We start from the raw sequence: 23546 nt of genomic DNA on the forward strand, positions 1-23546 counted from the left end.
GGACTTGCTGAGATATGTGGCAGGGGTGTGTGACGAGCCACCCTTTGTCAAGAAGGTGCATTCTTCTAAGTGACGGTCTATGAGTAGCTCCATGAGCGAGAACGAGAACATGACACAGCGCAACCCCACCGCCGCCATGGTCGCCATCGGCGACGAGATCCTTTCCGGGCGCACCCGCGATGCCAATATGCACTACCTTGCCAACTGGCTGACCGCCCGTGGCGTCAACCTGGTCGAGGTGCGTATCGTGCCGGATATCGAAGAAGTGATCGTCGGTGCCGTGAACGATGTGCGCGGCAGGGCGGATTATGTTTTCACCTCCGGCGGCATCGGCCCGACCCATGATGACATCACCGCCCTTGCCATCGGCAAGGCATTCGAGGCGCATACGGATGTTCGCGACGATGCGCTGGCGATCCTGAAGGAATGGTATGATGCGCGCGGTGAGGAGGTTACGCCCGCCCGCCGCCGCATGGCACGTGTGCCCGAAGGCGCGAGCCTGATCGCCAATGCCGTTTCCGGCGCGCCGGGCTTCCGTATCGGGAATGTTTTCGTCATGGCTGGCGTGCCCAAAATCTTCCAGTCCATGCTGGATGCCGTGGATGGCCAGATAGAGCGCGGGCCATCGCGCATCGCCTTCACCGTGCGCGGGAATGCGAAGGAAAGCGAGATCGCCGAAGCGCTTGAAGCCTTGCAGGCGTCGCACCCTGACATTTCCATCGGCAGCTATCCGGGCAAGACCGGGCAGGGGCGCAATGTCGCTATCGTGCTGCGCGGCTATGTGAAGGAAGACGTCCATGCTGTCGCCCTCAAGGTGCACGAGATCATGCAGCAAAAGGAAATGAAGCCACAGCTGGTCGAGGGCATGCCCGTCACGGATGAGGACTGACGCCCATGCTGAGCGTTTTCGATATCTTCAAGATCGGCGTCGGGCCATCCTCCTCCCATACTGTCGGGCCAATGCTCATTTCCCGGCGTTTCCTGATGGCCTGCGAAGAAGCCGGGCATTTCGATGCTGTGACACGGGTGATGGTCGAGCTTCAGGGCTCGCTTGCCCTGACTGGCGTCGGTCACGGTACGGACCGGGCCGTCCTGCTCGGGCTTTGCGGTGAGACACCGGAAAAGATCGATACGCTCGGCATCGAAGACAAACTGCATAAAATCCGTGATGAAGGCCGCATCAGCTTGCTGGGCAAGAAGGAAATCATGTTCGATGTGAAGGGTGATATCGACCTGCGCGGCGATATCATGCCGGAATTGCATCCCAATGGCATGCGCCTTGTCGCCCATGACGATCAGGGATCAGAGCTTTTCGAGCAGACGTGGTATTCTGTCGGCGGGGGCTTCGTTCGCCATGAGAGCGAGATGGGCCGTGACGAGATCGCCGATGCGCTTGAGGTGCGGTACCCGTTCAACTCGGCCGCCGAACTGCTCCAGCAATGCGGGAAGGATAACATATCAGTTTACAGACTGATCGCGCGCAATGAAGACGCATTCCGGCCACGCGCCCAGACCCTGCGCAAGATCGACAATATCTGGAAAGTCATGTCGGCCTGTATCGACAGGGGGCTGCGAACCGAAGGCATCCTGCCGGGGGGCTTGCGCGTCAATCGCCGGGCGCCAGCGCTTCATGCGAAGCTGACCCGCCACGGGCCCCTGAACGAGCGTGAGGCCCTGTTCGACTGGCTCAACGTCTTTGCCATGGCGGTGAACGAAGAGAACGCCGCCGGCGGCCAGGTCGTTACTGCGCCGACCAATGGCGCTGCGGGTATCATCCCGGCCGTGATCAAGTTCTATTGTGCCATGGACGGGCTGGCGGAAATGGAAAAGATCCGCCGCTTCCTGATGACGGCTGGGGGCATCGGTATCCTGTACAAGCAGCGCGCTTCGATCTCGGGCGCCGAGATGGGCTGCCAAGGCGAAGTGGGCGTTGCCTGCTCCATGGCTGCAGCCGGTCTTGCCGCCGTCTGGGGCGGGACGCCACAGCAGATCGAGCATGCTGCGGAGATCGGGATGGAGCATAATCTCGGCCTGACCTGCGACCCGGTTGGCGGGCTTGTGCAAATCCCGTGCATCGAGCGCAACGCCATCGGTGCAGTGAAAGCGGTCAACGCCGCACGGTTGGCCCTGCAATCCGATGGCCCGCACAAGGTCTCCCTCGATCAGGTAATCGAGACCATGCGGCAGACCGGCGTAGACATGAATCGCAAATACAAGGAAACCAGTGAGGGGGGACTCGCCGTAAATGTAGTCGAGTGCTGACGAAAGGCCGGAGCCGGCTTGGGGAACTGTCAAAGGCATCTTGCCTTGAAACGTATCCCTGGGGCAGAATAAAGCCGCCCTGTTCGAAAAACTGGCAGGAGTGTTTGGACCAATGGGCGATTTTACGCGTATATTTATTCGTGACTGGCGACTTGAAAGCGGCCTCACAGAGGAAGAGCTTGCCGAGTTGATGGATATCCCGCGCGACCAGCTCGATGCCCTTGAGAAGAATGAAACGCCATATACGCCGGAGATGATCTATCGTCTTGCGCGCATTTTCGACATCGATGCGTTCAGGCTGTTCACCCATCCGGCGGTTCATTTCGAGAAGGATGGCCTGCGCGAGGCGATGACGCCCGAGGCCTTGTCAGCGCTCCTGCGGATTTACCTGCCTGACGTCGTCTCCAGCCTCAAAAGCAGGGGCAAGCTGGACGACCTGATAAATGACGACCTGCCCGATGAGTATTGGGAAGTTCAATCAGACAAGTTATTGAAACTGATGGAGTTTCTGAAGTCGTATCGCGACGATCCGTCGTCTACTCTTCGTTCTCTTTTCGAGGCTCTAGAGACACAGCCTCCTTCTCCTGATACGTCTTGTTGAGACGATCCATATAGCTGCGTAGCGCACGATAGATAATGCTCTGGTCCGCCCGGATGGTGCGGCCATGCGTCAGCCATTTCGGCAAATAAGTAACGTTGTCGTCTCTATCGGACATCGTTCAGCTGATTCCCTCAATTCACGGTTTCTTAAAGCCTTTTACCAAAATTTGAAAGCCTCAATTCGAAACAACTTCGGGTTGGTCAACAGAAATGAGGCTGAGTATGACCCTATCTTCCATGAAAGCTAGCCTGCGCGCCTATGAGCGCAAGGTATTCACCGGTGCCAAGGCACTTGCAGGTGCTGGCGCCGTTGCGGTTGTTGCAACCTGGCAGCAGCAACTTGCGGAACTGGACACTACCAGGGATCAGTTTATCGCGGCAACTGGCGAAAATGAACTAGTTTCTGGCGCCTATCAGCATATTTCCGGCAGTCTTGATGGCCTGAGTGCCGTAATCGGCTCCGGCGACAAGGAAGCCATCATGGCAGCAGCGATGCAGTTCTATGCCTCGCTGACCGAGGCGCATAGCGCCTTTGGCGAGCTGGTGCCCCTGTCCCTGCGGGGGGAGGATACTGTGCAGCCAGAGACCCTGATGCGGCTTTCCGGTATCCTGGGTTCCGCACTCGGGCTAAGCTAGTCCGTTCACCGCAAATCCACGGTTAACCGCCCGGTTTTCCTTGACTATTCCGGCCTTTTGAATCGAATGTGATACCGGGGGGCTGCGGGTCGGGGATATCGTGTTCAAGACGTTTATCACAGTCGTCTTCCTCGCGCTGATGGTGATTCTCATCCTCAGCGCGTGGCTGGTCAAGGACAGGCGCATCCATATCGGGGTGCTGGCCATCGTATTTTCGTGGGTGACAAGCAATGTCATCCACATGATGATCGATGATTACAGCCCGTTGCTGGTCGAGATCATCATCAACATCGCGCTGATCTATATCTTCTTCCAGCTTCACTTCTGGCCCGTGGGTGAAAACAGCGGTCCGGTCTGGCCTGTCTACATGATGGTTTTCGAGCTGTGCATCTTCCTCTCCCACATGACAAGGATCACGATGAGCCCGACCTATTACGTCATCCTGATCAACGTGCTGTTCGGTGTAGAGGTCTTGTTTATGATCGGGGTGATCTGGTTCAACCGGTTCAAGAAAAGATAATACAGCAGCTACCTTTGCGACGATCAGACCCGTTCCATGGTCTTTGCGCAGCAGGTGAAACACGCCAGAGTGAACCGCACTTATCGGGGGCAGAACGTCATGACTTTGTCAGTTGCGATTGCTGGAGCCGGCATCGCCGGTCTTGCCGCTGCGGCTTTTCTGGCCCGGCGCGGTCACAGGGTTGAGATATTCGACAAGTCGCCGGCACCGGCACCTGTCGGCTCCGGGCTTATCCTGCAGCCTGTCGGCCTGACAGTGTTGGACCAGCTTGGATGCCTTCCGGCCATTATGGATCACGGCGCGCGGATCGACCGTCTGTTTGGCCGCGTCATGCCGTCGAACCGGATCGTACTCGATGTGCGCTACGGTGCGCCCGGTACCGGCAAGCATGGCATCGCCGTTCATCGAGACACCTTGTTCCGTGCTCTGCTCGCTAGTGCCGAGGTGCAAGGGGTGTCGATAACCCATGACAGGACGATTGCTGCGGCAGTGAATGGCAAGGGCGGCCAATGGCTGGAGATGGTGGATGGCAAACGCCATGGCCCTTTCGACCTGGTGCTCGACTGCCTCGGCTCCCGGTCCGTACTCTCCACAGGCCGTGGACGCGAGCTGACCTACGGTGCGCTCTGGGCCAGCCTGGACTGGCCGGACAGCGGTTTCAACGGGAACACGCTGGAACAGCGCTATGAATATGCCTCCTGCATGGCCGGTGTGCTGCCGATCGGCCAGCCTGCAGGGCGCGATACGAGGCAGACAGCTTTTTTCTGGAGCCTGAAACAGGACGACTACGATCTCTGGTATCGCTCGCCCTTAGATCAGTGGAAAGAGGCGGTGCTGAGGGTCTGGCCCCAGGCAATTGCTTTTGTCGACCAGATTACGGCGCATGATGATCTTGTCATGGCACGCTATCGCCACCGGACACTCGGCAATCCCGTCAGTGGACGGATTGTCCACATGGGTGACAGTTTTCATGCAACGAGCCCGCAGCTGGGACAGGGGGCAAATATGGCGCTCCTCGATGCGCTGGCTGTTGATACAGCCCTGGCCGCGCAGCCCGATCTCGATACAGCCCTCGGTGAATATGCCCGCATGAGAGCGCTGCATGTGCATCTCTATCAATTGATCAGCCTGGTTTTTACGCCCTTCTATCAATCAGACAGCCGCATCGTGGCAGCCTTGCGCGATCACCTTCTGTCGCCCGTCTCTCGTCTGGCACCGGTGCAATGGATGCTTGGTGGCATGGTCGCCGGGGAGCTGGGTTCTCCCCTTGGCGCACTGAGAACAAGACCACTGGAGATGTTTCGGCAAGCCAAATAAGGCAGGAAAAAGGAATCGCAGACTCCAGCAGAACTTCTCCGCGTTAAAGCCGTTTAAACAAGGGCAACAAGGAGGTTCCCATGCTGACAAGAGCACTATTCCTGTCCACGATTGCTGGCGGTCTTTTGTTCGCCGCCCCGGCATCTGCCGATCCCAAACATTGCCCGCCGGGCCATGCCAAGAAAGGCTGGTGCAGCGCCGATTATGGCTATTACGTCAATGACGATTATCGCCAGCGCGATCGTGACCGCCTGCGTGACGCCTATGAGCAGGGCTATCGCGACGGTCAGCGCAATGCATGGCGTGTCGGCGACCGTCTTGACCGCGACTATCGCGTACTGCGCGACTATGGCGACTACGGCCTGCGCCGTCCGCCGCAGGGTTATTATTACGCCGAGACGAGTGGCGAGATCCTGCTGATCGAGGCTGCAACGCAGGTCATCTCGGCCCTGGTCAACCAGTACTAGGCAGAAGGCTGATGGCGCGGGGGTAACCTCGCGCCATTATTGTCTCGCCTACTTTTCTCTCGCCCAACTTTTCTCTCGCCCTGCCGTCACAAATTATTCATGGTGCTTTCCGCAAGGACGGCGCGATGGATGGTTTCTGATGGATGATTTTACCCTGACGGCGAGGATTATCGCCAAGACAGCTGAATACCTCGATTTCCCGAGTGTCGTCGGGCATGAGACGCCATTCCTCGACTATCTGGAGCGTGATTTTTCCGCAGCCGGGTTTGCCGTCACGCGTCGCCGTAACCTGACCATCGTGGAGACAGGCACGGCGGGGCCGATCCATTGCGCCCATGTCGACCGCCATGGTGTGATCATGGACGGGCAGGGGCATGGCAATTTTGCTGCCTTCGCGGTCAAGACCGAGAAATACGGACAGATGGCCGCTCCCTCGCAATCCCTGTTCGACAAGATCGCCAGCCGTTATCGGGGCGAGGAAATGTTTGCCTATGACCGGCAGACTGGCGGGCGCCTTGCCTACGGCGATGTCGAGGATGTTATTCTCGATACGGACAATGAGCGCGTACGGTTTCATTTCAGGGGCCTGCCGCTCTTGCCCGAAGGAACGCCCGTCGCTTTTGCCCGTACCGTTCAGCGTGAAGGGGAAAACCTCGTCTCCGGCCAGCTGGATAACCCGTTGTCAGCCGCGCTGCTGAGGGTCGCTGCCGAGGCGGGCCTGACAGGCAAGATCGTCTTTGCCGCCGAGGAGGAAATCGGACGCTCCGCCGGGCATATCCTGCAATGGGCAGGCGAGAGAATGTCGTCCTTCAGCGAGTTTCTGGTGATCGATACCTCGCCCTTCGCCGACGGTGCAGAGGCCGCAAGGGGCACGGTCGTCCTGCGCCGCAAGGATGCCAACGGGGCTTTCGATGAAGCCATGGTGGCGCAGCTGTCAAATGGCGCAGAAGAGCTTGGCATTCCAGTCCTGTTCAAGGATGCCTTCATCGAAGCGGCGAACGAAAAGGCAAGAGCCGCAGGGGAACCGGAACAGGGGCTCGGGATCACGGAGCTTGGCCGCCTTGTCACCCTCTCACAAGGTCAGTTTACGGGAGCCACGCTGCAAATACCAACCTGGAATTATCATTCCAATCGGGAGACAACCGCTCATGGTGCGGTTCTCAATGCAGCGCGGCTATTGCTATCCATCAGTAATAGATGAAGTAAATGTTACGGAAATTACAGAAACAGTGGAACTTTGCTGCGACGCAATGTATTTGTGTGGGATTGTAGCAGTATGCCGGCAGGTGCCGGAGCACTGAAGCAACCGTCAAAGGAGAATGACGATGCAGAAACTTTTTGCGCTGTTAGTAATTATGTTCGGCAGTTTCTTTGCTGTATCTTGTGGGGACGATTCCGCTGACGATGCAGGCGATGCTGTAGAAGAAGCGATTGAAGATACCGAAGACGCAGTTGAAGATGCCGGCGACGAGATGGAAGAAGTCGGTGACGACATCGAAGACGAGATGGAAGATCCGGATCGGCTTTAAAATATGATGGGTGTTCCGGCTTGGCCGGGACACCCTTCTCATCAGAACAGGCGGTGGAATGGTTCGTACAGTATTTACCCTCATCGCTGCAGCAGTCCTTGCGACCAGCTGCGCCACAGTCCCTGCCGATCAGGCAGGCCCTGCCACGGCAGACAACGCCCCCGAAAACCAGATCAGTGCCGCCGACCAGCGCGAGGCAGACCTTCGTGCGCTGGACGAGCTGACGGCTATCCTGCTCGCCGCCTCTCAGTCTTATGACGCTGCGGCCGGGAACGAGGCTGCAGCAGACCTCGTTCGGGCCGGCGAGGCGCCGTCACTGTATGAAACGCTCGGCGATGCCCGTAACTCTCTCGCAAGGGAAGTTCAGGTACGCGTGGCCGATCTGGATGGGGAAGCACGCACTACAGCTTCGGCAGAGGGGGATGGATTTTTCGCTATCGTCAATATCTCCGATGCCCTGCAGGGGGGGGCCGAGCTTGTGCTGGCCGAAGCGCTGAGCGGCGAAAGCTATCTTGTCGAAACCCTGCGTGGTTATCTCGCTGACCCGGCGATCAGTGTGGAAACCAAAACTTTTTTTCAGGAGGTGCTTCCGGGCCTGAGAGCAGAGCGGGATGCGCTCGCCCTGCTGGTCGATGCGCTGCCGGAAGGTGCGCTGCCGGAGGGGGCCATGCCGGACGAAGATGAGATCGAAGACGACCCTCAGGCAGGCATTCAGGAACCCGATCCTGAAGATGAAGAGGCCGGGGAGGCTGAAGAGACTGACGCTGACGAAAGCGCAGAGGAAGCAGCCGCCGCTGCCGAGACCACGGTACTCGCTGCCCAATCCTGATTACTGGCCTGATATCAGATGGTACAGAAAAGCCGCCGGAATGACCGGCGGCTTTTTATTTGTCTGTATGAAGACGGAAAGGCCTCAGACTTAGCCCATTGCCTTCTGGAAGTTCTCGTCGACCTTGTCGAGGAAGCCGGTCGTCGTCTGCCAGCCCTGGTCGGCGCCGATCAGCAGTGCCAGGTCCTTGGTCATGTCGCCATTCTCGACAGTCTTGATGACGGTCTGCTCCAGCTTGTCGGCGAACTCCACGACCTTCGGCGTGTCGTCCATCTTGCCGCGGCGGGCGAGGCCGCGCGTCCAGGCAAAGATAGACGCGATTGAGTTTGTCGAGGTTTCCTCGCCGCGCTGGTGGGCGCGATAGTGGCGGGTGACGGTGCCGTGGGCTGCTTCCGCCTCGGCTGTCTTCCCATCCGGCGTCAGCAGGACGGAGGTCATCAGGCCGAGCGAGCCGAAGCCTTGCGCAACCGTGTCGGACTGAACGTCGCCATCATAGTTCTTGCACGCCCAGACATAGCCGCCGGACCATTTCATGCAGGCCGCGACCATGTCGTCGATCAGGCGGTGCTCATAGGTCAGGCCCTTCTCGTCGAACTTGTCCTTGAACTCGGCCTCGAAGATTTCCATGAAGATGTCTTTGAAGCGGCCATCATATTTTTTCATGATGGTGTTCTTGGTCGACAGGTAGACCGGGTATTCGCGCTGCAGACCGTAGTTGAAGCTGGCGCGGGCGAAGTCCTTGATCGACTCATCGAGGTTGTACATGCCCATGTAAACGCCGGAGGACGGCGCGTCATAGACCTCGTGCTCTTCGACCTGGCCGTTCTCGCCTTCCCATTTCAGGGTCAGCTTGCCCGGTCCCGGGAACAGCATGTCGGTTGCACGATATTGGTCGCCGAATGCGTGACGGCCGATGATGATCGGCTGGGTCCAGCCTGGTACGAGGCGCGGCACGTTCTTGATGATGATCGGCTCGCGGAAGACAACGCCGCCAAGGATGTTGCGGATCGTGCCGTTCGGCGAACGCCACATTTTCTTCAGGCCGAATTCCTCGACGCGGGCTTCGTCCGGGGTGATGGTCGCGCATTTGACGCCGACGCCATGTTCCTTGATCGCGTTTGCCGCATCGACCGTGATCTGGTCTTCGGTGCGGTCGCGCTCCTCTATGCCGAGATCGTAGTAATGCAGGTCGATATCGAGGTAAGGGTGGATGAGCTTGTCCTTGATCATCTGCCAGATGATGCGGGTCATCTCGTCGCCGTCGAGTTCGACGACCGGGTTTTTCACTTTGATTTTATCCATGGAAATTTCTAACCCCTGAGGTTTGACGGATCTTGAATTCGGTGATTACGGCAGGGCTATAGCATTGGCCCTCTTTGATGCACAAGGGGCAGGGGCTACAACCGTCAGACATACCGACGACATAAGGCGCCCGGCGCGGGCGGACATGCATTATGACAGACAAGAGAAAATACGGGCTTGGTCCCGGTCCGGTGATCGTCCTGGTCGACCCTCAGATGGGCGAGAATATCGGCGCAGCGGCCCGGGCGATGCTGAATTTCGGGCTGACCGGCCTGCGGCTGGTGCGTCCGCGCGATGGCTGGCCCAACCCGAAGGCCGGCGCGATGGCCGCCGGTGCGTCCAGTGTCGTCGACAATGCGCGGGTCTTCGACAGCGTCGAGGACGCGACCGCTGATTGCACCTATGTTCTGGCTACCACAGCTCGCCAGCGAGAGCTGTACCTGCCGGTCTATGAACCGGAGGACGCGATGGCCGAGGTCAAGCCGCGCATCGATTCGGGCCAGACCTGCGCCATCCTGTTCGGTGGCGAGAAATCCGGCCTCAACACCAATGACATCTCCCTGTGCCACGGCATCCTGACCGTGCCGTTGAACCCGGATTTCTCCTCCCTCAATCTCGGTCAGGCCGTGCTGCTCGCTGCATGGGAATGGTCGAAGGTCGCGGGCAAGGGCGAGCGCTTTGACTCCAGGATGGACGCAGCAGAGGTCCCCACCCAGGCCGACACGGACGGGCTGATCAACCATCTGTTCGCCGAACTGGAACCGTCAGGCTTTTTCTTTCCGCCCGAGAAACGCGAGGTCATGGAGCGGAACATCCGCACGACGATCAAGCGGGCGGGCTTCACCCGCGCCGATACCCAGTTGATGCGCGGCATCGTCAAGGCACTTGCGCGAGGGCGAGGAATGGGGCGACGCGGAGAATCCTGATTTGGTTTTCGGCATCGCTATCGATAGCGATCGCTCAGACTATTTTCTGTAGAGAGATAATGCAAAGGTCACCCATGCGACGTGTTGTTTTAAACTTGGTATACTTGTTCGTAATCGCTGCGGGATTGATCCTCTACTATAACGGTGTTGAGGCCGGACTGTGGCTAGCTATCGCTGGCTTTGTGATGTTTTCAGCGCAATGGATCATTTGAAGCGTCAGGCACGACAGAGTGCAGCCCTTCCTGACGCTTCGAAGATGACTATTGCTCGATACGCAGAACGCTGACCGAGCGCGGCTCCAGCCGCATGCGCAGCTTGCCACTGGTGACCGGCACGTCGAACTGAACCGGTGTCACCGCGTCCGGATCATCGAACGAGTTGTGAGCATCCATGCTGTCACCGGTCAGCTGGCGCACGGTCGCGCTAGCGGCGCCGAAGGCCGGCAGGGTTACGTCATGGGCGTCACTGGCATCGGCATTCACCACCGAGATAAGGATGTCTCCATTTTCGGCAATCGCCGCCGAAACGCTCAGGGCGGGGATGGTCTCGCCGCCATGGCTGTAATCCGGGCTGTCGAAGCTGACTGGCAGCGCCGTTGCGCCCTGGAACGGGACATACATTTCATAGACATGGTATGTCGGTGTCAGGATCATCTCCGGCCCGTCAGTCAGGATCATCGCCTGCAGCACGTTGACCATCTGGGCGATATTGGTCATCGGCACCCGGTCTGCATACTTGTGGAAGATGTCGAAGTTCAGCGCGGCAACGACGGCGTCGCGGATCGTGTTCTGCTGGTTCAGCGCCGGCGCGCCTTCCTCGCCATCGACCCACATGCCCCATTCATCGACATAAAGGCCCAGCTTCTCCTCGCCCAGATCATGGCTGTCGATCATGGCGAGCTGTTCCTCGATGATGCCGTCCATCTTGATCGTGCGCGAAAGCGTCGAGATCCATTCTTCTTCGGGGAAGTCCAGCGCATCGCCTTTCTCACCCCAGTCGCCGGTCGGCAGGGTGTAGTAATGGACGGAGATGCCGTCGCTGAGATTGCCCATGGCCGGGTGGTCTAGGATCTCGTCGGAATAATCGATATTGCCTTCGTGCGAGCCGGAGATGATGCGCACCGGCATCTCGCCCTCGACCTTCAGCAGCGTCGCCCATTGGGCATAGAGATCGGCGTAATAGGCCGGGCGCATGTTCCCGCCACAGCCCCATGTCTCGTTGCCGATGGACAGGTAATCGATTTTCCACGGGTTCTCGCGGCCATTGGCGCGGCGCTCCTGCGCCAGCGCGGAGTCGCCGGTCGCTGTGATATATTCCAGCCAGTCGGCGGCCTCGGTGATCGTACCTGAGCCGAGATTGACGTTGAGATAGGTTTTCGCGCCAAGCTTTTCGGCAAGGTTGAAGAATTCATGGGTGCCGAAGCCGTTCGGTTCCGGCGTGCCGCCCCAGCTCATGTTCACACGCGGGGTTCTCTCATCGCCGATACCATCGCGCCAGTGATACATGTCGGCATAACAGCCGCCGGGCCAGCGGATGACCGGAATGTCCAGCCTGTCCAGCGCGCCATACACGTCGTTGCGAATGCCATCCGTATTCGGAATGTCGCTGTCCTCGCCGACCCAGATGCCATCATAGACCTGAGTGCCCAGATGCTCCAGGAACTGGCCATAGACCTCCGGCTGGATCGTGCCGATCGGTGCATCGCGGTCGATCTTGATGTCTGTCTGTGCCGCGGCGACGGAGAGGGCGCCTGCGGCGGACATGGTGGCGAACGCGGCAAGCGCGGCGATAGAATTTCTGAACATTGAGTTTCCCTGACGTTTCTCTTTTTGGTCAGGGGTACATTACAGGCAAGCCCCGGCCCGCCAATGTTGCAATGGTTTGCAGTGGCGTACTCAAAGGCTTTTTGACCGATTATTCTTCTCTCGATACATCCCGTGACAACAGACCGATCATCTCGATCCGGTTGGTCCAGACATAGCCGCCGAAGCGGTCGGGCACATCACCCAGCTGTTCTGCCGAATCGATGCCTGTCGTGCCCGGGTCGCCTTTTTCATGAGCGCCGAGCAGCACCACGGCCGTGCCCGCCTTTTCCATCCGCGCGGTGAATTTGTGCGGCCAGCCCCAGAGCAGTGGGGTATAGTTCTGCGGGACGAAAACGATCGTGTCTCGACAGGCCTCCGGCATGTGCCCGCTCCAGCCGGTCGCGATGTAGCGCAGCAGGCATTCCTTCATCACCGGCTTGGTACCGCCGGGCAGGTCGGTTGCCGTGGCCGCTGCGATTGTCGGGCCTGCAGCGCCATAATAGCCCCAGATGCGATCCGCCCATGCAGGGTTCTGTGCGACAGCCCGGGCGAGCAACAGGCCATCATCGGCTGGCCCGCCCTTGAAGTTGATCAGGAAGCGTCCCTCCGGCAGGGCATCCATCACTTCGGCCAGCGTTGGCATCTCGCCAACATGCTTGCCGCGGAAGGGATAGGTCTGCCCACCATCGGCGGTATAGCCATAGCCGATATCGAGGGTCTTCAGCACGCTCATCGGGGTCTGTCGTGTCACGCCGTTCGCTTCGGTGCGGCAATCCAGTGTCCAGTCATGGAAGACGGCCCAGTGGCCATCAGGGGTCGGATGAATATCGATCTCGACCACGGCTGCGCCAGCCTCGAACGCCGCCTGCATCGAGGCGATGGTGTTTTCTTGATAGGGATGGGTCGGCGGGTCGATGCGCTCCGCCGTGCAGGTTTTATCTGTCAGTCCTTCTCGGTGATATGTCTGCGCGACCCCGCGATGAGCGATCAGTTTCGGCTCCGTCCCTGCGGCAGGCCTGGAGAACAATGAGTTGTTATTGAGCCAGAGCGCACCGATAATCAGTGCCGCGCCGATCAGCAGCTTGCGTGCCATATGAAAATTCCCTCGTTCTGTCGTTCCGGGAGCATATGACCGCACAATTATGGCGAAACTGGTTCTCCGGGACGGCTATGTCGGGAATTCGATCATTCTGCGCCCGTCATCCCCTGCAGCTTCTGGCGGGCCTCTTCAAAACGGGCCATCAGCTTCGGCGTCGGTGTATCGTCATAGGCTCGCTTCGCGCGCTCCTCTGCACCATTCAGCGCACGGAGCAGGTCGGAGGCTGCCGCCGCTTGTGCCGCGGGATCAGTGCTGCCGATCTCGCCGATCCAGACAGGTGAGGAATGGGCAAAGCGCGTCACTGCCATGGTCGGCCAGGCGGGCTCACCGCCATGGGCGCGTGCCGCGACCCATCCGCCTTCCGGCAGGGTGATGCTGCCCTCATAGACACGGGTCTCGCCTGCGCCGACGCCGTCCAGCGTCTCGACGATCTCGCCATTGACGATGATCTCCAGTTTCTCGACCGCCGCAGCGCTCGCCAGCGTGACTTTCCAGTCCTGCTCGCCGCTCGCGACCGTTTCGCCCGGTTCAGCGCCAGCGATCTCGAACAACAGGGCAGGGCCGGTCGACAGGAAGGTCTTGCCGGCGCGCACCTGATCCAGCACCGCATCGAAATCCGTGCCCTCTTCGGCGCGGGCATAGACCCGCGCCGTGCCGATCGCCGGGGCGCGGGCAAAGTCGGACATCATGTCCGTGCCCGACGTCGCCGGTGTCGGCTGGCCGATATTGAGCAGGCGATACCAGACCTCGGCTGTGCCCAGCGGGCTCGTCCACATGCAGACAAGCTCGATGCCTGTCTCAGGCGACAATACCGTATCGGAAATCATCTCCAGCGGGATGCCGCGCGGTACATCCTCCGCAAACGGATCGTCATGGCTGCCGACGGAATGGACATAGGTCGGCAGCGCGCCGGTTTCCGTCGCATAGGCGATGACATCGCCATTTGTCCGGTCGGGGGAGCCGAAGCGCGGCGTATCAGGCCCGAAATACCAGGGGTAGAATGGCTCGCCCACGCCGATCAGCCCGACATGACCATGGAAGTTGGAGCGCACTTCCTGCGACATCGCCACAGTCATATCACCTTGCGTAGCACGCTCGCCGACCATGAACTCGTCAACCTGGCGGCTGTATCGGTTCCACGCCATCGGCGCGACCTGGTCGAGATCCTCTCCCGCCATCAGCGGCAGCAGGTCTGTCGGTGCCATGCGGTGCGGGCCATCGGCATTGAGATGGATGTGATGATCGGCGGAGACATAGCCTGCCGCCTCTGCATCCCAGATCGTTTCGATACTCAGGCTCGGTTCAGCCGCGCTGCCTCGATTGACGCGAGCAGTGCTCGTTACCGGCGTTGACATCGGACCGTGCACGGCAGTGATCTCATACCGGCCGGGCAGGACAGCACCTAGGTCGACGCTGCCATCGGAGTAGAAATAGACGCGGCCATGCTGTGGATCGAAATAGGTCGGCCCCTCCGGGTTTGCGACCGGGTGGCCATTGGCGTCGGTGATCGACAGGCGCGCTGGCATCGGATTGCCGTCTTCATCCGTGGTCGTCACCACCATGTCGCCGGTCGGCTGGCCGTAATCCCATTCGGTGATCTCGACAGCCTCCGGCTTGCCACCGGCGGTGGGGATGCGCATCAGGCCGAATTGCTGCTCCTCGTCCGGCATGACGAAATAGATCATCGTGCCATCGGCGCTGAAGGCCGGCATCAGCGCGTATGTCTCGCCACTGGTCAGCTGGCGGGTGATGCCCGGTCTGTCGAGATCGGCCAGCATCAGGTGATGATCGTCCGCCTGCGGTGCGGTATAGACGAGGGTTCGCTCGCTCGGGTGCACATCGGCAGCCAGAAGCGGCGGCAGGTTGATCTCCGTCAGGGCTTCATCCGTACCCGCCATGAAGTCTCGCAGGCGCAGGCTGCTCACCGGATAGGCGCTGTGCAGATAGACGAGGCCCGAGCCGTCCGCCAGCAGGCGGGCGTTGCGCTCGACCTGTCGCAAATCGGTCAGCTTTTCTTCCGTCCCCGCATTGATATGACGCTTCCAGATACTCAGCACGCCATCCTGCGCCGAGGTGTAATAGAGATAGGTACCGTCGGCGGAGAATTCCGGGTCGAGCTCGATGCCGGGGGAATCAATCACGCTCTCGCGGCCGTCGGCCATGTCGCGGATGATGACCGCCGTGTCGCTGCCGCTGTCGCGCACGAAGGCGAGCCGGTCGCCATCGCGCGACCAGCGCGGGCGGCTGTCCATGGCCGCGCCATAGGTCAGGCGCTCGGCGACACCGCTCTCGATGTCCAGCAGCCAGATCCAGCCCTTTGCCGCAAAAGCGATATTGCGGCCATCGGGGGAGGGGGCAGGCGCCGTCGGCCCGGCAGACAGGAAGGGCAGCTCATATTGCTCAAGATAGACCTGGTGACCGAAATCATCGAGCTTCGGGTAATGATTGGTCCATTGTGCATTCGCGGCGCCGGCCAGTGCTGCAAGCCCCGCGAAAACAGCCGCGCCTGTGTGCAGTGAAATCCGTTTCTTCATGCAACCCTCCATTGAACCCGTATCTTCTCAGGCTTTTTCTATCACCCTTCCAGGCGCCGAGTCGACAAGCTTGCTGTCGCACTGCTCTCTCTAATTGCGCGAAACCACCAGAAACAGTAAGTGTACGATCCATTTGCGCGGGATCGCACAGTCGTATCCTTGTGGTCTGGGCGAAATGCGCCTAATGCCTGCGTGAAAGGGCAAGGTGATGAATACGATGTTTCTCGCGGCAGGGCTGATGCTCGTCTCTGCCTTCTCCCACGCCCTGTTCAACGCCCTGACCAAGCGCAGCAAGGACAAGGTACTGTTTCGTGCCACCTTCCTCGGGGCCTCCGGCCTGATGGCTTTGACACTATTGCCTCTCGTTGGCCTGCCGTCATGGGAGACATACCGGTTTCTCTTCGTCTCGGTCTTCATCCATGGGGCTTACTTCTATACTACCATCGCGGCATTTGAGCGCGCGGATATGGGCGTCGTCTATCCAATCATGCGCGGCCTTGCCCCGGCTCTGGCGGGCGTTATCGCTTTCCTGTTCCTCGGGGAAGTTCTGGGCCCATGGCAGCTTCTGGCACTCGCCGGTATCTGCATGGTGCTCATCGCCTTTGCCTGGCCGAACCGCCGGGCGCCGGTCTCGTCCAGCGCTCTTGTCTATGCGCTCATCTCCGCCGTACTGATTGCCGGCTACAGCGTCAACGATGCGGCGGGCACGCGCACCGCGCCATCGGCCTTTGCCTATATCATCTGGTTCTTTGCTTTCGTATCGTTGCCCATTTCCATCGTGGCGATGACGCTGTCCCGCAAGCGCCTGCGGGCGAATCTCTGGCGCGAGGCGAAGGTTGCACTCCCGACCTCCTTCATCGGCATTACCTCCTTCGGGCTGGCGCTTTATGCCTTTTCGCTGGCCCCCGTCGCACCGCTGGTGGCCCTGCGCGAGACCAGCGTCGTTTTCGGGGCACTGCTTGCAACTTTCCTGCTGCGCGAACCGTTCGGGGTGAGGCGCATCATGTTGTCCGGTGTGCTTGCCGCTTGCCTGCTCCTGCTGCAATCGGCACAATAGCCAAGCAGCGAGAGAGGAGACCGGCATGAGCGTCGAGCTGAAAGAGACCGGATCAGGCGGCCAGTATTACCTGCCGGATGCCGAGGCGGGTGACGACATTGCCGAGATGACCTTCTCCCGTGCCAGTGATAAATTGATCATTGTAGATCATACCTACGTGCCGGATCGTTATCGTGGTCAGGGCGTCGGCAAGCAGCTGGTCGACAGGCTTATAGCGGACGCGCGCGAAAAGGGCTTCAAGATCGTGCCCCTTTGTCCCTTCGTGAAGGCCCAGTTCCAGAAGCATCCGGAATGGCATGACGTGTTGAGCAAATAGGCTCGAAAGGGCAGGAGGTGCCCGATGAAGATCAAGTTCGAGGAATGCGAGACAGGCGGGCGGTATTATATCCCGGAGTTCGGCAGCCAGGATGTCGCCGAGCTGACCTATCATTACAATGATGACGGCACCATCACTGCCGACCATACCTATGTACCCCATCGTAAGCGCGGCAAGGGCCTTGCCTACAAGCTGCTGGAGCAGCTGATGGCGGATGCGAAGGAGCGCGACTGGAAAATCGTGCCGTCCTGCTCCTATGTGGCCGCCGAAATGCGCCGCAAGCCCGAATGGCGCGACTTCGAGGCCGAAAAGGCCTGACAGCTTGGCGTTTGGCAATACCGGAAAGCGTGATAGGCTGGAACTTCCAGGATATCCCGGGGGGCCGGTAGATTGTATAATTTTTTCAGGGAATTGAGACGGCGTAACGTCTTCCGCGTCGCAGGCGTCTATGCCGTCGTTGGCTGGCTTATTGCCCAGATCAGCTCCGTCCTTGAAAGCTCGCTCAGCCTGCCCGACTGGTTCGACGCAGTGGTCGTCACCTTGCTGCTGCTCGGCTTCCCGGTCGCCATGCTGCTCGCATGGGCGTTTGAAATGACGGCGGAGGGCATGAAGCCGACCAAATCCGTGCCTGCGGACCAGTCGATCACGGCCAAGACCGGCCAGCGGCTCGACTATGTCATCATCGCCGGTCTGGTTCTCGTCATCGGGCTTGTCGGCTTTCAGATGATTGCATCACCCTCCGGTGTTTCAGAACAGGCCGGCGCCACGGCACCGGGCGAGGCATCCATCGCCGTCCTCCCATTTGCCGATATGAGCGCCACCGGCGACCAGGAATATTTCTCCGACGGCATTGCCGAGGAATTGCTCAATGTGCTGGCCCAGGTGCCTGACCTCCAGGTGGCCGGGCGGACCTCCGCTTTTGCCTTCAAGGGCCAGAACAAGGATCTGAGAGAGATCGGTGATATCCTGAAGGTCGCGCATATCCTTGAAGGCTCGGTGCGCAAGGCCGGCGACAAGGTGCGCATCACGGCCCAGCTGATCGAGGTGGATAGCGGCTATCATCTGTGGTCGGAGACTTATGATCGTGACATGACGGATATCTTCGCCGTGCAGGACGAGATTTCAGCTGCCATTACGGCAGAGCTTGTCCCGCGCCTGACCGGAAACGCACCGGTGCAGGTTGCCCGCGCCAGCGATATCGACGCCTATGAGCTTTACCTGCTTGCTCGCCAGCAAGAAAAAGGCGCCATCACGGAAACTTTCGCCCAGGCCGCCGAGACGCTGGACCGGGCGCTCGGGATCGACCCGGATTATGTGCCGGCTCTCGCCTGGCGCAGCTACTACGAGTTGATGATGTCCGATGCACAAGGTGCCACGGGTACAACGCCATTCGATAAGGCAAGCGCGACAGCGCGTCCCCTCATCGCACGTGCAATCGAGCTTGATCCCAAATCGCCGGATGCGCTGTTCGCCCGGGCCGGGCTCTATCTGTTCGAGGATAATTTTGCAGAAGCAGAACGGTTCTATCGGCTGGCCCTCGTTCAGCGCCCGAATTTCCCCTATGCCCGTAACGATCTCGGCTATCTCTATATGAGGCAGGGTGAACTCGAGAAGGCAATGGAACAGTTCGAGATCGCGCTGGAGCATGACCCGGCGCTCGACGATGCCAACAATAATGTCTTCGCGATCTATCTGGGCAATGGCGAGTTCGAAAAGGCCAAGGCAGCCTTGGATCGTTGGTCGCGGATTTCACCCGACAGCCCATCACTGCAATTCTGCTATGCCCGGTACCATGTCGTCACAGGCAATTATGCAGCGCTGGTCGATATGCTCGAAAAGGATGGCGACGGCCCGTTTACCGATAGGTTTTCCAATTTCCTGCCGTTCATCTGGGCAACGCTCGGTGAGTATGACAAGGCGCTGGACCTTGCATCCGGGCCGGGCAGGAATACCATTCTTCTGGCGATGAACCGCCCGGAGGATGCCATCAGGCAAGCGCGCGCCTATGCAGAGGCAAATCCCGACGGCGAGGATGAATACATGTTCATCCTTCATATGACCCAGGGCTGGGATGCTATTGTCGATCATTATACGGAGAAGTATTCCTCCGCCGAGGTGTTTGAGCTTTCTACCGCCCACCCGCCTTATGCGAATTACGTACCTGCGCTGATCTATACAGGCCATGTTGATGGCGAGATTTTGTTGGAGTATTGGGCCGATCACGTCGCAGGGCATATGAAGGAAGCGCCCAACAATGCCGACAATGAATATTCGCTGGCGCGTATTGCCGTATTGCGTGGGGAGGGCAGCGAAGAAGTCATGGGCCATCTCAACCGCGCCTTTGAGCTGGGCAACCGTAATCGGGGTGTTTCGATAGAGCCGATCTTCCGCGGCTTCGAAGATCAGGCCAGCTTCAACGCTTACGTCGACAGGGTTGAGGCTGCGTTGAATGCAGAGCGTGCCAAGCTCGACCTTCCGCCCAAGCCACTGCCCCGGGATATCGGCGGGTAATATTTAGGTGAAGCCATACCGGCTCTACAGGGGGAAACATGATAAGCAGATACATAATTGCTGCGGCAACTCTGGCCGTGGCGACAATAGCCACACCCGCCTTTGCTCAAACGGGCGATCTGCCGGATTGGGTGTTACCAGTCAAGAAGCGCTTCGCCGATAACGAAAAAGAGGCTCTTGCGGAAGAATTTGTTGGTGTACGCACAGAAGAGGGCCTTCAGTCCGGCCTCTACACGATAGAAGCAACGGGCATTTCCACAGAACTGATCATGCAGGCGGCGCAGGTCTTTCTCGACACGCTGACACCCGCCCAGCGGATCAGGACGCAGTTTGCGGTCGATGCCGATGAATGGCGCAAATGGTCCAATGTCGATAACGGCATCTATGTGCGTCAGGGGACCAGCCTGAAAGAGATGGACGAAGCTCAGCGCGCTGCCGCCATGCCCCTCCTCGAGTAATCGCTGAGCGCGAAGGGGCTCGGTCTCAGTCTCGATATCATGAAGACCGACCAGAGCCTGGCAGAGCTTAATGACGGCATCTTCTTTCTCGACGAAGAGCTTTACTATGTCACGATCATGGGCGGCAAATATGAAGGCAATGCCGTTCTGCAGGATGAGCAGGCAGCTGGCCTTGCTATGATGGCGTCACTGACAGCGGAACAGCAGGCACAGGCGACACTGTCCGACCGCAAGTCCGGCAAGGATATCAATGCAGAGGCAAACCAGGACAATCTGGTCCTCGATTATGCTGGTGTTCCTGCAGCCAGGTTCAATGCAGACCAGAAGGCACAGCTGCTCGATCTTGTCGGCCTGTTTGTCGGAAACATGCGCGAGGGGCATGCCGCGGTAAAGATGGAAGAAGTCGAGGAGCATCTCGATGAGACATGGTTCGCCTGGGTCGGCGAAGTTTCGGATGATGCGGTTTTCTATTATCGCATTCACAGCCCGGTTGTGCTGATCGAGTTTGATCATCAGAATCCGGTTGGCACGTCCTCCATCAACGAACGCGGCGTGCCGACACGCGATCATATCCACACGGTGATCCGCACGCCGAACGGCAATGACTACGGCAAGGACCTGCTGGGCCAGCATCTGGCGGAACATTCTCATGACTAGGCCCGTTACCGGGCCATGGATTTATCTGACGAGGTGATGTCCCTCCCGGTGAGTGGCCGATGAGGGCTTTGATTGCGGCACTCTTCTGCCTGTTTGCCTGTGCTGCCGTCCCGGCGGCGGCTCAGTCCATGCCATCCGGCGGCGATGAGCCGGCTTCAGCCGACCGGCCCGGCCTGTTCGCTGACATAATAGACGCAATCGGGTCCGGCAGTCGCATGCTGATCCGCAAGATCCAGCCGGGCGAAGAGCGTGATCGTGTAGAAGACCCGCGCTTCAACTCTCAGGAAAGCCCGCGCGATTCCCTGATGACCTTCATCGAGGCAATGAATCTCGTCCAGCGGGGATACACAGACATCGGTTACACTCGCGCGCTGGCCAGTCTGCCGCAAGGCGCGACCCGTCAGCAGGCGGATGTTCTCTATGAAATCCTGTTGCGCCTGGGTCCTGTCTCCCCGGCGGAATTGCCGGGCTCCGATCAGGCAGCGGCATCGGGAGATACACGGTTTGAATATTTCCCGCGCGGCACGGATCATGCCTGGGTCTGGCAGGCTGCCGACCCGCCCAGTAATGCCACTGTCGCTGTTCTCAGGTCAGGCGAGGGGACATGGCTGATCTCCGAGCGCACTCTCGATGGTGCGCCGCTGTTTCTCGAGTCTATCGCCGACCTGCCGCCGCAATTTTCATCCGAGGACAATGGTGAATACTTCATCATGGTGTTCTCGCCATTGATAGAGCGCACGGGCCTGTTCGGGTGGATCGCCTTTCTCGCTGTCTTTGCTATCGGCATTGCGGCCGGGCTGTTGTTCAAGCGGGCCATGGCATGGACGGCGCGCAAGGCTGACCGGATAGACCAGACTTTTTTGGGTGCGACACTGCGCGGCTTTGGCAATGCAGGCGGGCTCGTCGTTTTCACATTTTTCTTCACGATCGCCATCGGCTTCCTCGCCCTTGGGCCGGTGCTGCAGGCATTGCATTACGAGATTCCGCGCTTCCTGATGGTGGTTGCCATCGCCTTCCTCATCGTCTCGCTGATCGATGTCTTCGTCGCCTTCCTGCGCGAGCGGGTCAGTCATGAAAAAGACCATTACGACCAGATGGTCATTACGATGATTCGCCGTATCCTCCGTGTGCTGGTCATTTCCATCGTACTGATTTTCGTATTGCAGAACATTCTGGGCATGAATGTCGGCGCGCTGCTGGTCGGCTTTGGGTTCCTCGCGCTCGCCCTGTCGCTGGCGGCGCAGGACTCGGTCAAGAACCTGTTCGGTGCCGTGTCCGTCTTCATCAACCGGCCCTTCGTCATCGGAGACTGGATCTGCTTCAAGGGCGAGATGGGCGATCATATCGGGGTGATCGAGGATATCGAGTTGCAGGCCACCAAGCTGACGGACCTCGCCGGCAATCTCGTCACCCTGCCCAACATGCTGTTCATCGACCGCGAGGTGCAGAACCTCTCCGCCCGCGGCTATATTCGCCGCCGGGTCGATGTCGCAATTCCCTATCGTGCCCATGCCGATGAGATCGATCGCGCCCTGCAGGCGATGATGGATGTCTTCGATGACGAGGAGGTGGTCGAGGATAGCGGGCTGGAAGGCCGGGAGGAGAAGGCCCATGTTTCCTTCAGCGGCTTCGACGACAGCTGGCTGACCATCACCGGCTATCATTATTACTTCATGGGTGGTGAGGGCGAAATCCAGCGCGATACCGACCGTGGCTGGTTCAGCTATCTGTCCCATTGCTCGCTGGTGAACCGCAAGCTGGTCCAGCTTTTCGGCGAGCGCGATATCGAGTTCGCTTTCCCGACCCAGACCGTCGAGATCGTCCCGCAGAAAGGCGAGCCGATTACTGTCCGGTCTACACAGTCTGTTGAGGCTGACTGACGAGCTACAATGCCCCTTTTGCCATCCGCATGGCGCGGCGTATAAGGGCTGATGGCCATCATGGCCATGATGAGGGCATTATGCAGGATCAGGACACGTCCCAGCCGACCCGGCGCATCGACAGTGCCGAGGCGATCAGCCAGCAGCGCTTCAAGTACTATGATTTCGCGATGGCGGCCTTTGTGGTCATTCTCGTCCTGTCCAATGTTATCGGCGCGGCCAAGCCCGCCCAGTTCGACCTGCCGGGTATCGGGCCTTTCGTATTCGGCGCGGGCATCCTGTTCTTCCCGCTGTCCTATGTGCTCGGCGATGTGCTGACCGAGGTCTATGGCTATGCCCGGGCCCGCCGGGTCGTCTGGGCCGGTTTCGGGGCCGTCGTGTTCATGGCGCTGATGAGCTGGGTTGTCGTCTCCCTGCCGCCTGCCGATGGCTGGGAGGGGCAGGCGGCCTATGAGCAGGTCTTCGGCATCGTGCCGCGCATCGTGCTTGCCTCGCTCATGGCGTTCTGGGCCGGTGAGTTCGCCAATGCCTTTGTCATGGCGCGCATGAAGGTCTGGTCGAAGGGCAAGCATCTATGGCAACGCACGATCGGTTCGACCGTGGTCGGGCAAGGCGTCGATTCGCTGATCTTCTACCCGGTCGCGTTCCTCGGCATCTGGGACACGGGTCAGGTCATCACCGTCATGATCACCAATTACGTCCTGAAAGTCCTGTGGGAAGCGCTGCTGACGCCGGTTACCTATCGGGTCGTCGGCTGGCTGAAAAAGGCGGAAGGAGTTGACATTTACGACGCGGACACCAATTTCACGCCCTTCTCTGTCAAATCCTGACAGACGGGATA

The 23546-nt window shown here is 59.4% G+C and carries 23 protein-coding genes; 19 read left to right on the plus strand and 4 right to left on the minus strand.

Annotation, left to right across the window (positions count from 1 at the left end):
• Positions 1 to 91 precede the first annotated feature (91 nt).
• From FF098_RS01640 to FF098_RS01685, 10 genes are all read left to right on the plus strand, one after another.
• On the plus strand, positions 92 to 889 hold the full coding sequence (locus FF098_RS01640; protein WP_155136448.1) for a competence/damage-inducible protein A: 798 nt from the start codon (positions 92 to 94) through the stop codon (positions 887 to 889).
• A 5-nt stretch (positions 890 to 894) separates the two neighbouring features.
• Positions 895 to 2262: an L-serine ammonia-lyase gene (locus FF098_RS01645; RefSeq protein WP_155136451.1), complete on the plus strand. Its 1368-nt coding sequence runs from the start codon at positions 895 to 897 to the stop codon at positions 2260 to 2262.
• A 112-nt stretch (positions 2263 to 2374) separates the two neighbouring features.
• Positions 2375 to 2863, plus strand: coding sequence for a helix-turn-helix domain-containing protein (locus tag FF098_RS01650; RefSeq protein WP_155136454.1), 489 nt, complete (start codon positions 2375 to 2377; stop codon positions 2861 to 2863).
• A gap of 221 nt (positions 2864 to 3084) precedes the next feature.
• On the plus strand, positions 3085 to 3498 hold the full coding sequence (locus FF098_RS01655) for a hypothetical protein (protein WP_155136457.1): 414 nt from the start codon (positions 3085 to 3087) through the stop codon (positions 3496 to 3498).
• Between the two features lie 100 nt (positions 3499 to 3598).
• Positions 3599 to 4018: a hypothetical protein gene (locus FF098_RS01660; protein ID WP_155136460.1), complete on the plus strand. Its 420-nt coding sequence runs from the start codon at positions 3599 to 3601 to the stop codon at positions 4016 to 4018.
• A 99-nt stretch (positions 4019 to 4117) separates the two neighbouring features.
• Complete coding sequence (locus FF098_RS01665) at positions 4118 to 5335, plus strand: FAD-dependent oxidoreductase (RefSeq protein WP_188544042.1); 1218 nt, start codon at positions 4118 to 4120, stop codon at positions 5333 to 5335.
• A gap of 80 nt (positions 5336 to 5415) precedes the next feature.
• Positions 5416 to 5802: an RcnB family protein gene (locus tag FF098_RS01670; RefSeq protein WP_155136466.1), complete on the plus strand. Its 387-nt coding sequence runs from the start codon at positions 5416 to 5418 to the stop codon at positions 5800 to 5802.
• Between the two features lie 139 nt (positions 5803 to 5941).
• A complete protein-coding gene (locus FF098_RS01675) occupies positions 5942 to 7003 on the plus strand; it encodes a zinc-binding metallopeptidase family protein (RefSeq protein WP_155136469.1) in 1062 nt (353 codons plus the stop codon).
• A 124-nt stretch (positions 7004 to 7127) separates the two neighbouring features.
• Positions 7128 to 7331, plus strand: coding sequence for a hypothetical protein (locus FF098_RS01680; RefSeq protein ID WP_155136472.1), 204 nt, complete (start codon positions 7128 to 7130; stop codon positions 7329 to 7331).
• A gap of 58 nt (positions 7332 to 7389) precedes the next feature.
• Positions 7390 to 8160, plus strand: coding sequence for a ferritin family protein (locus FF098_RS01685; protein WP_155136475.1), 771 nt, complete (start codon positions 7390 to 7392; stop codon positions 8158 to 8160).
• Positions 8161 to 8250: 90 nt separating this feature from the next.
• On the opposite strand, the gene FF098_RS01690 is transcribed toward FF098_RS01685, so the two are convergent.
• Positions 8251 to 9462: an NADP-dependent isocitrate dehydrogenase gene (locus FF098_RS01690; protein WP_155136478.1), complete on the minus strand. Its 1212-nt coding sequence runs from the start codon at positions 9460 to 9462 to the stop codon at positions 8251 to 8253.
• A 152-nt stretch (positions 9463 to 9614) separates the two neighbouring features.
• Here FF098_RS01690 and FF098_RS01695 point away from each other — a divergent pair, with 152 nt between their 5' ends.
• A complete protein-coding gene (locus FF098_RS01695; protein ID WP_155136481.1) occupies positions 9615 to 10388 on the plus strand; it encodes an RNA methyltransferase in 774 nt (257 codons plus the stop codon).
• A 260-nt stretch (positions 10389 to 10648) separates the two neighbouring features.
• Here FF098_RS01695 and FF098_RS01700 read toward each other — a convergent pair whose 3' ends face one another.
• The 3 genes from FF098_RS01700 to FF098_RS01710 form a co-directional block, all read right to left on the minus strand.
• Positions 10649 to 12193: an alpha-N-arabinofuranosidase gene (locus FF098_RS01700; RefSeq protein WP_155136484.1), complete on the minus strand. Its 1545-nt coding sequence runs from the start codon at positions 12191 to 12193 to the stop codon at positions 10649 to 10651.
• Between the two features lie 109 nt (positions 12194 to 12302).
• Positions 12303 to 13286 (minus strand): glycerophosphodiester phosphodiesterase family protein, encoded by a 984-nt coding sequence (locus FF098_RS01705; protein ID WP_155136487.1) that lies wholly within the window; start codon positions 13284 to 13286, stop codon positions 12303 to 12305.
• Positions 13287 to 13378: 92 nt separating this feature from the next.
• Complete coding sequence (locus tag FF098_RS01710; RefSeq protein ID WP_166426271.1) at positions 13379 to 15826, minus strand: CehA/McbA family metallohydrolase; 2448 nt, start codon at positions 15824 to 15826, stop codon at positions 13379 to 13381.
• A 208-nt stretch (positions 15827 to 16034) separates the two neighbouring features.
• On the opposite strand from FF098_RS01710, the gene FF098_RS01715 reads away from it, so the two are divergent.
• From FF098_RS01715 to FF098_RS01750, 8 genes are all read left to right on the plus strand, one after another.
• Entirely contained in the window at positions 16035 to 16883 is an 849-nt protein-coding gene (locus tag FF098_RS01715; RefSeq protein ID WP_155136493.1) for a DMT family transporter, read from the plus strand.
• A gap of 25 nt (positions 16884 to 16908) precedes the next feature.
• Entirely contained in the window at positions 16909 to 17199 is a 291-nt protein-coding gene (locus tag FF098_RS01720) for a GNAT family N-acetyltransferase (RefSeq protein WP_155136495.1), read from the plus strand.
• A 24-nt stretch (positions 17200 to 17223) separates the two neighbouring features.
• Complete coding sequence (locus FF098_RS01725; protein WP_155136498.1) at positions 17224 to 17517, plus strand: GNAT family N-acetyltransferase; 294 nt, start codon at positions 17224 to 17226, stop codon at positions 17515 to 17517.
• 72 nt (positions 17518 to 17589) lie between these two features.
• The gene (locus FF098_RS01730; RefSeq protein ID WP_205967334.1) at positions 17590 to 19710 is read left to right on the plus strand and encodes a tetratricopeptide repeat protein; all 2121 of its coding nucleotides are present in this window, start codon (positions 17590 to 17592) and stop codon (positions 19708 to 19710) included.
• Positions 19711 to 19748: 38 nt separating this feature from the next.
• Positions 19749 to 20168: a DUF3500 domain-containing protein gene (locus FF098_RS01735; RefSeq protein WP_155136504.1), complete on the plus strand. Its 420-nt coding sequence runs from the start codon at positions 19749 to 19751 to the stop codon at positions 20166 to 20168.
• A gap of 39 nt (positions 20169 to 20207) precedes the next feature.
• The gene (locus tag FF098_RS01740; RefSeq protein ID WP_155136507.1) at positions 20208 to 20825 is read left to right on the plus strand and encodes a DUF3500 domain-containing protein; all 618 of its coding nucleotides are present in this window, start codon (positions 20208 to 20210) and stop codon (positions 20823 to 20825) included.
• A 59-nt stretch (positions 20826 to 20884) separates the two neighbouring features.
• Positions 20885 to 22705, plus strand: a complete 1821-nt coding sequence (locus FF098_RS01745) for a mechanosensitive ion channel family protein (protein WP_155136510.1) — start codon at positions 20885 to 20887, stop codon at positions 22703 to 22705.
• An 80-nt stretch (positions 22706 to 22785) separates the two neighbouring features.
• Positions 22786 to 23535, plus strand: a complete 750-nt coding sequence (locus tag FF098_RS01750) for a queuosine precursor transporter (RefSeq protein WP_155136513.1) — start codon at positions 22786 to 22788, stop codon at positions 23533 to 23535.
• The last annotated feature ends 11 nt before the right edge of the window (positions 23536 to 23546 follow it).

The organism is Aquisalinus luteolus, from assembly GCF_009712425.2.
In the GTDB taxonomy this organism is placed as follows: Bacteria; Pseudomonadota; Alphaproteobacteria; order Caulobacterales; family Parvularculaceae; genus Aquisalinus; species Aquisalinus luteolus.

What these genes read in the sequence shown, in the direction of transcription:
- FF098_RS01640 (WP_155136448.1), top strand. Translation starts at nt 92, where the DNA reads ATGAGCGAGAACGAGAACATGACACAGCGCAACCCCACCGCCGCCATG.
- FF098_RS01645 (WP_155136451.1), top strand. Translation starts at nt 895, where the DNA reads ATGCTGAGCGTTTTCGATATCTTCAAGATCGGCGTCGGGCCATCCTCC.
- FF098_RS01650 (WP_155136454.1), top strand. Translation starts at nt 2,375, where the DNA reads ATGGGCGATTTTACGCGTATATTTATTCGTGACTGGCGACTTGAAAGC.
- FF098_RS01655 (WP_155136457.1), top strand. Translation starts at nt 3,085, where the DNA reads ATGACCCTATCTTCCATGAAAGCTAGCCTGCGCGCCTATGAGCGCAAG.
- FF098_RS01665 (WP_188544042.1), top strand. Translation starts at nt 4,118, where the DNA reads ATGACTTTGTCAGTTGCGATTGCTGGAGCCGGCATCGCCGGTCTTGCC.
- FF098_RS01670 (WP_155136466.1), top strand. Translation starts at nt 5,416, where the DNA reads ATGCTGACAAGAGCACTATTCCTGTCCACGATTGCTGGCGGTCTTTTG.
- FF098_RS01675 (WP_155136469.1), top strand. Translation starts at nt 5,942, where the DNA reads ATGGATGATTTTACCCTGACGGCGAGGATTATCGCCAAGACAGCTGAA.
- FF098_RS01680 (WP_155136472.1), top strand. Translation starts at nt 7,128, where the DNA reads ATGCAGAAACTTTTTGCGCTGTTAGTAATTATGTTCGGCAGTTTCTTT.
- FF098_RS01685 (WP_155136475.1), top strand. Translation starts at nt 7,390, where the DNA reads ATGGTTCGTACAGTATTTACCCTCATCGCTGCAGCAGTCCTTGCGACC.
- FF098_RS01690 (WP_155136478.1), bottom strand. Translation starts at nt 9,462, where the DNA reads ATGGATAAAATCAAAGTGAAAAACCCGGTCGTCGAACTCGACGGCGAC.
- FF098_RS01695 (WP_155136481.1), top strand. Translation starts at nt 9,615, where the DNA reads ATGACAGACAAGAGAAAATACGGGCTTGGTCCCGGTCCGGTGATCGTC.
- FF098_RS01700 (WP_155136484.1), bottom strand. Translation starts at nt 12,193, where the DNA reads ATGTTCAGAAATTCTATCGCCGCGCTTGCCGCGTTCGCCACCATGTCC.
- FF098_RS01705 (WP_155136487.1), bottom strand. Translation starts at nt 13,286, where the DNA reads ATGGCACGCAAGCTGCTGATCGGCGCGGCACTGATTATCGGTGCGCTC.
- FF098_RS01710 (WP_166426271.1), bottom strand. Translation starts at nt 15,826, where the DNA reads ATGAAGAAACGGATTTCACTGCACACAGGCGCGGCTGTTTTCGCGGGG.
- FF098_RS01715 (WP_155136493.1), top strand. Translation starts at nt 16,035, where the DNA reads ATGAATACGATGTTTCTCGCGGCAGGGCTGATGCTCGTCTCTGCCTTC.
- FF098_RS01720 (WP_155136495.1), top strand. Translation starts at nt 16,909, where the DNA reads ATGAGCGTCGAGCTGAAAGAGACCGGATCAGGCGGCCAGTATTACCTG.
- FF098_RS01725 (WP_155136498.1), top strand. Translation starts at nt 17,224, where the DNA reads ATGAAGATCAAGTTCGAGGAATGCGAGACAGGCGGGCGGTATTATATC.
- FF098_RS01735 (WP_155136504.1), top strand. Translation starts at nt 19,749, where the DNA reads ATGATAAGCAGATACATAATTGCTGCGGCAACTCTGGCCGTGGCGACA.
- FF098_RS01740 (WP_155136507.1), top strand. Translation starts at nt 20,208, where the DNA reads ATGAAGACCGACCAGAGCCTGGCAGAGCTTAATGACGGCATCTTCTTT.
- FF098_RS01745 (WP_155136510.1), top strand. Translation starts at nt 20,885, where the DNA reads ATGAGGGCTTTGATTGCGGCACTCTTCTGCCTGTTTGCCTGTGCTGCC.
- FF098_RS01750 (WP_155136513.1), top strand. Translation starts at nt 22,786, where the DNA reads ATGCAGGATCAGGACACGTCCCAGCCGACCCGGCGCATCGACAGTGCC.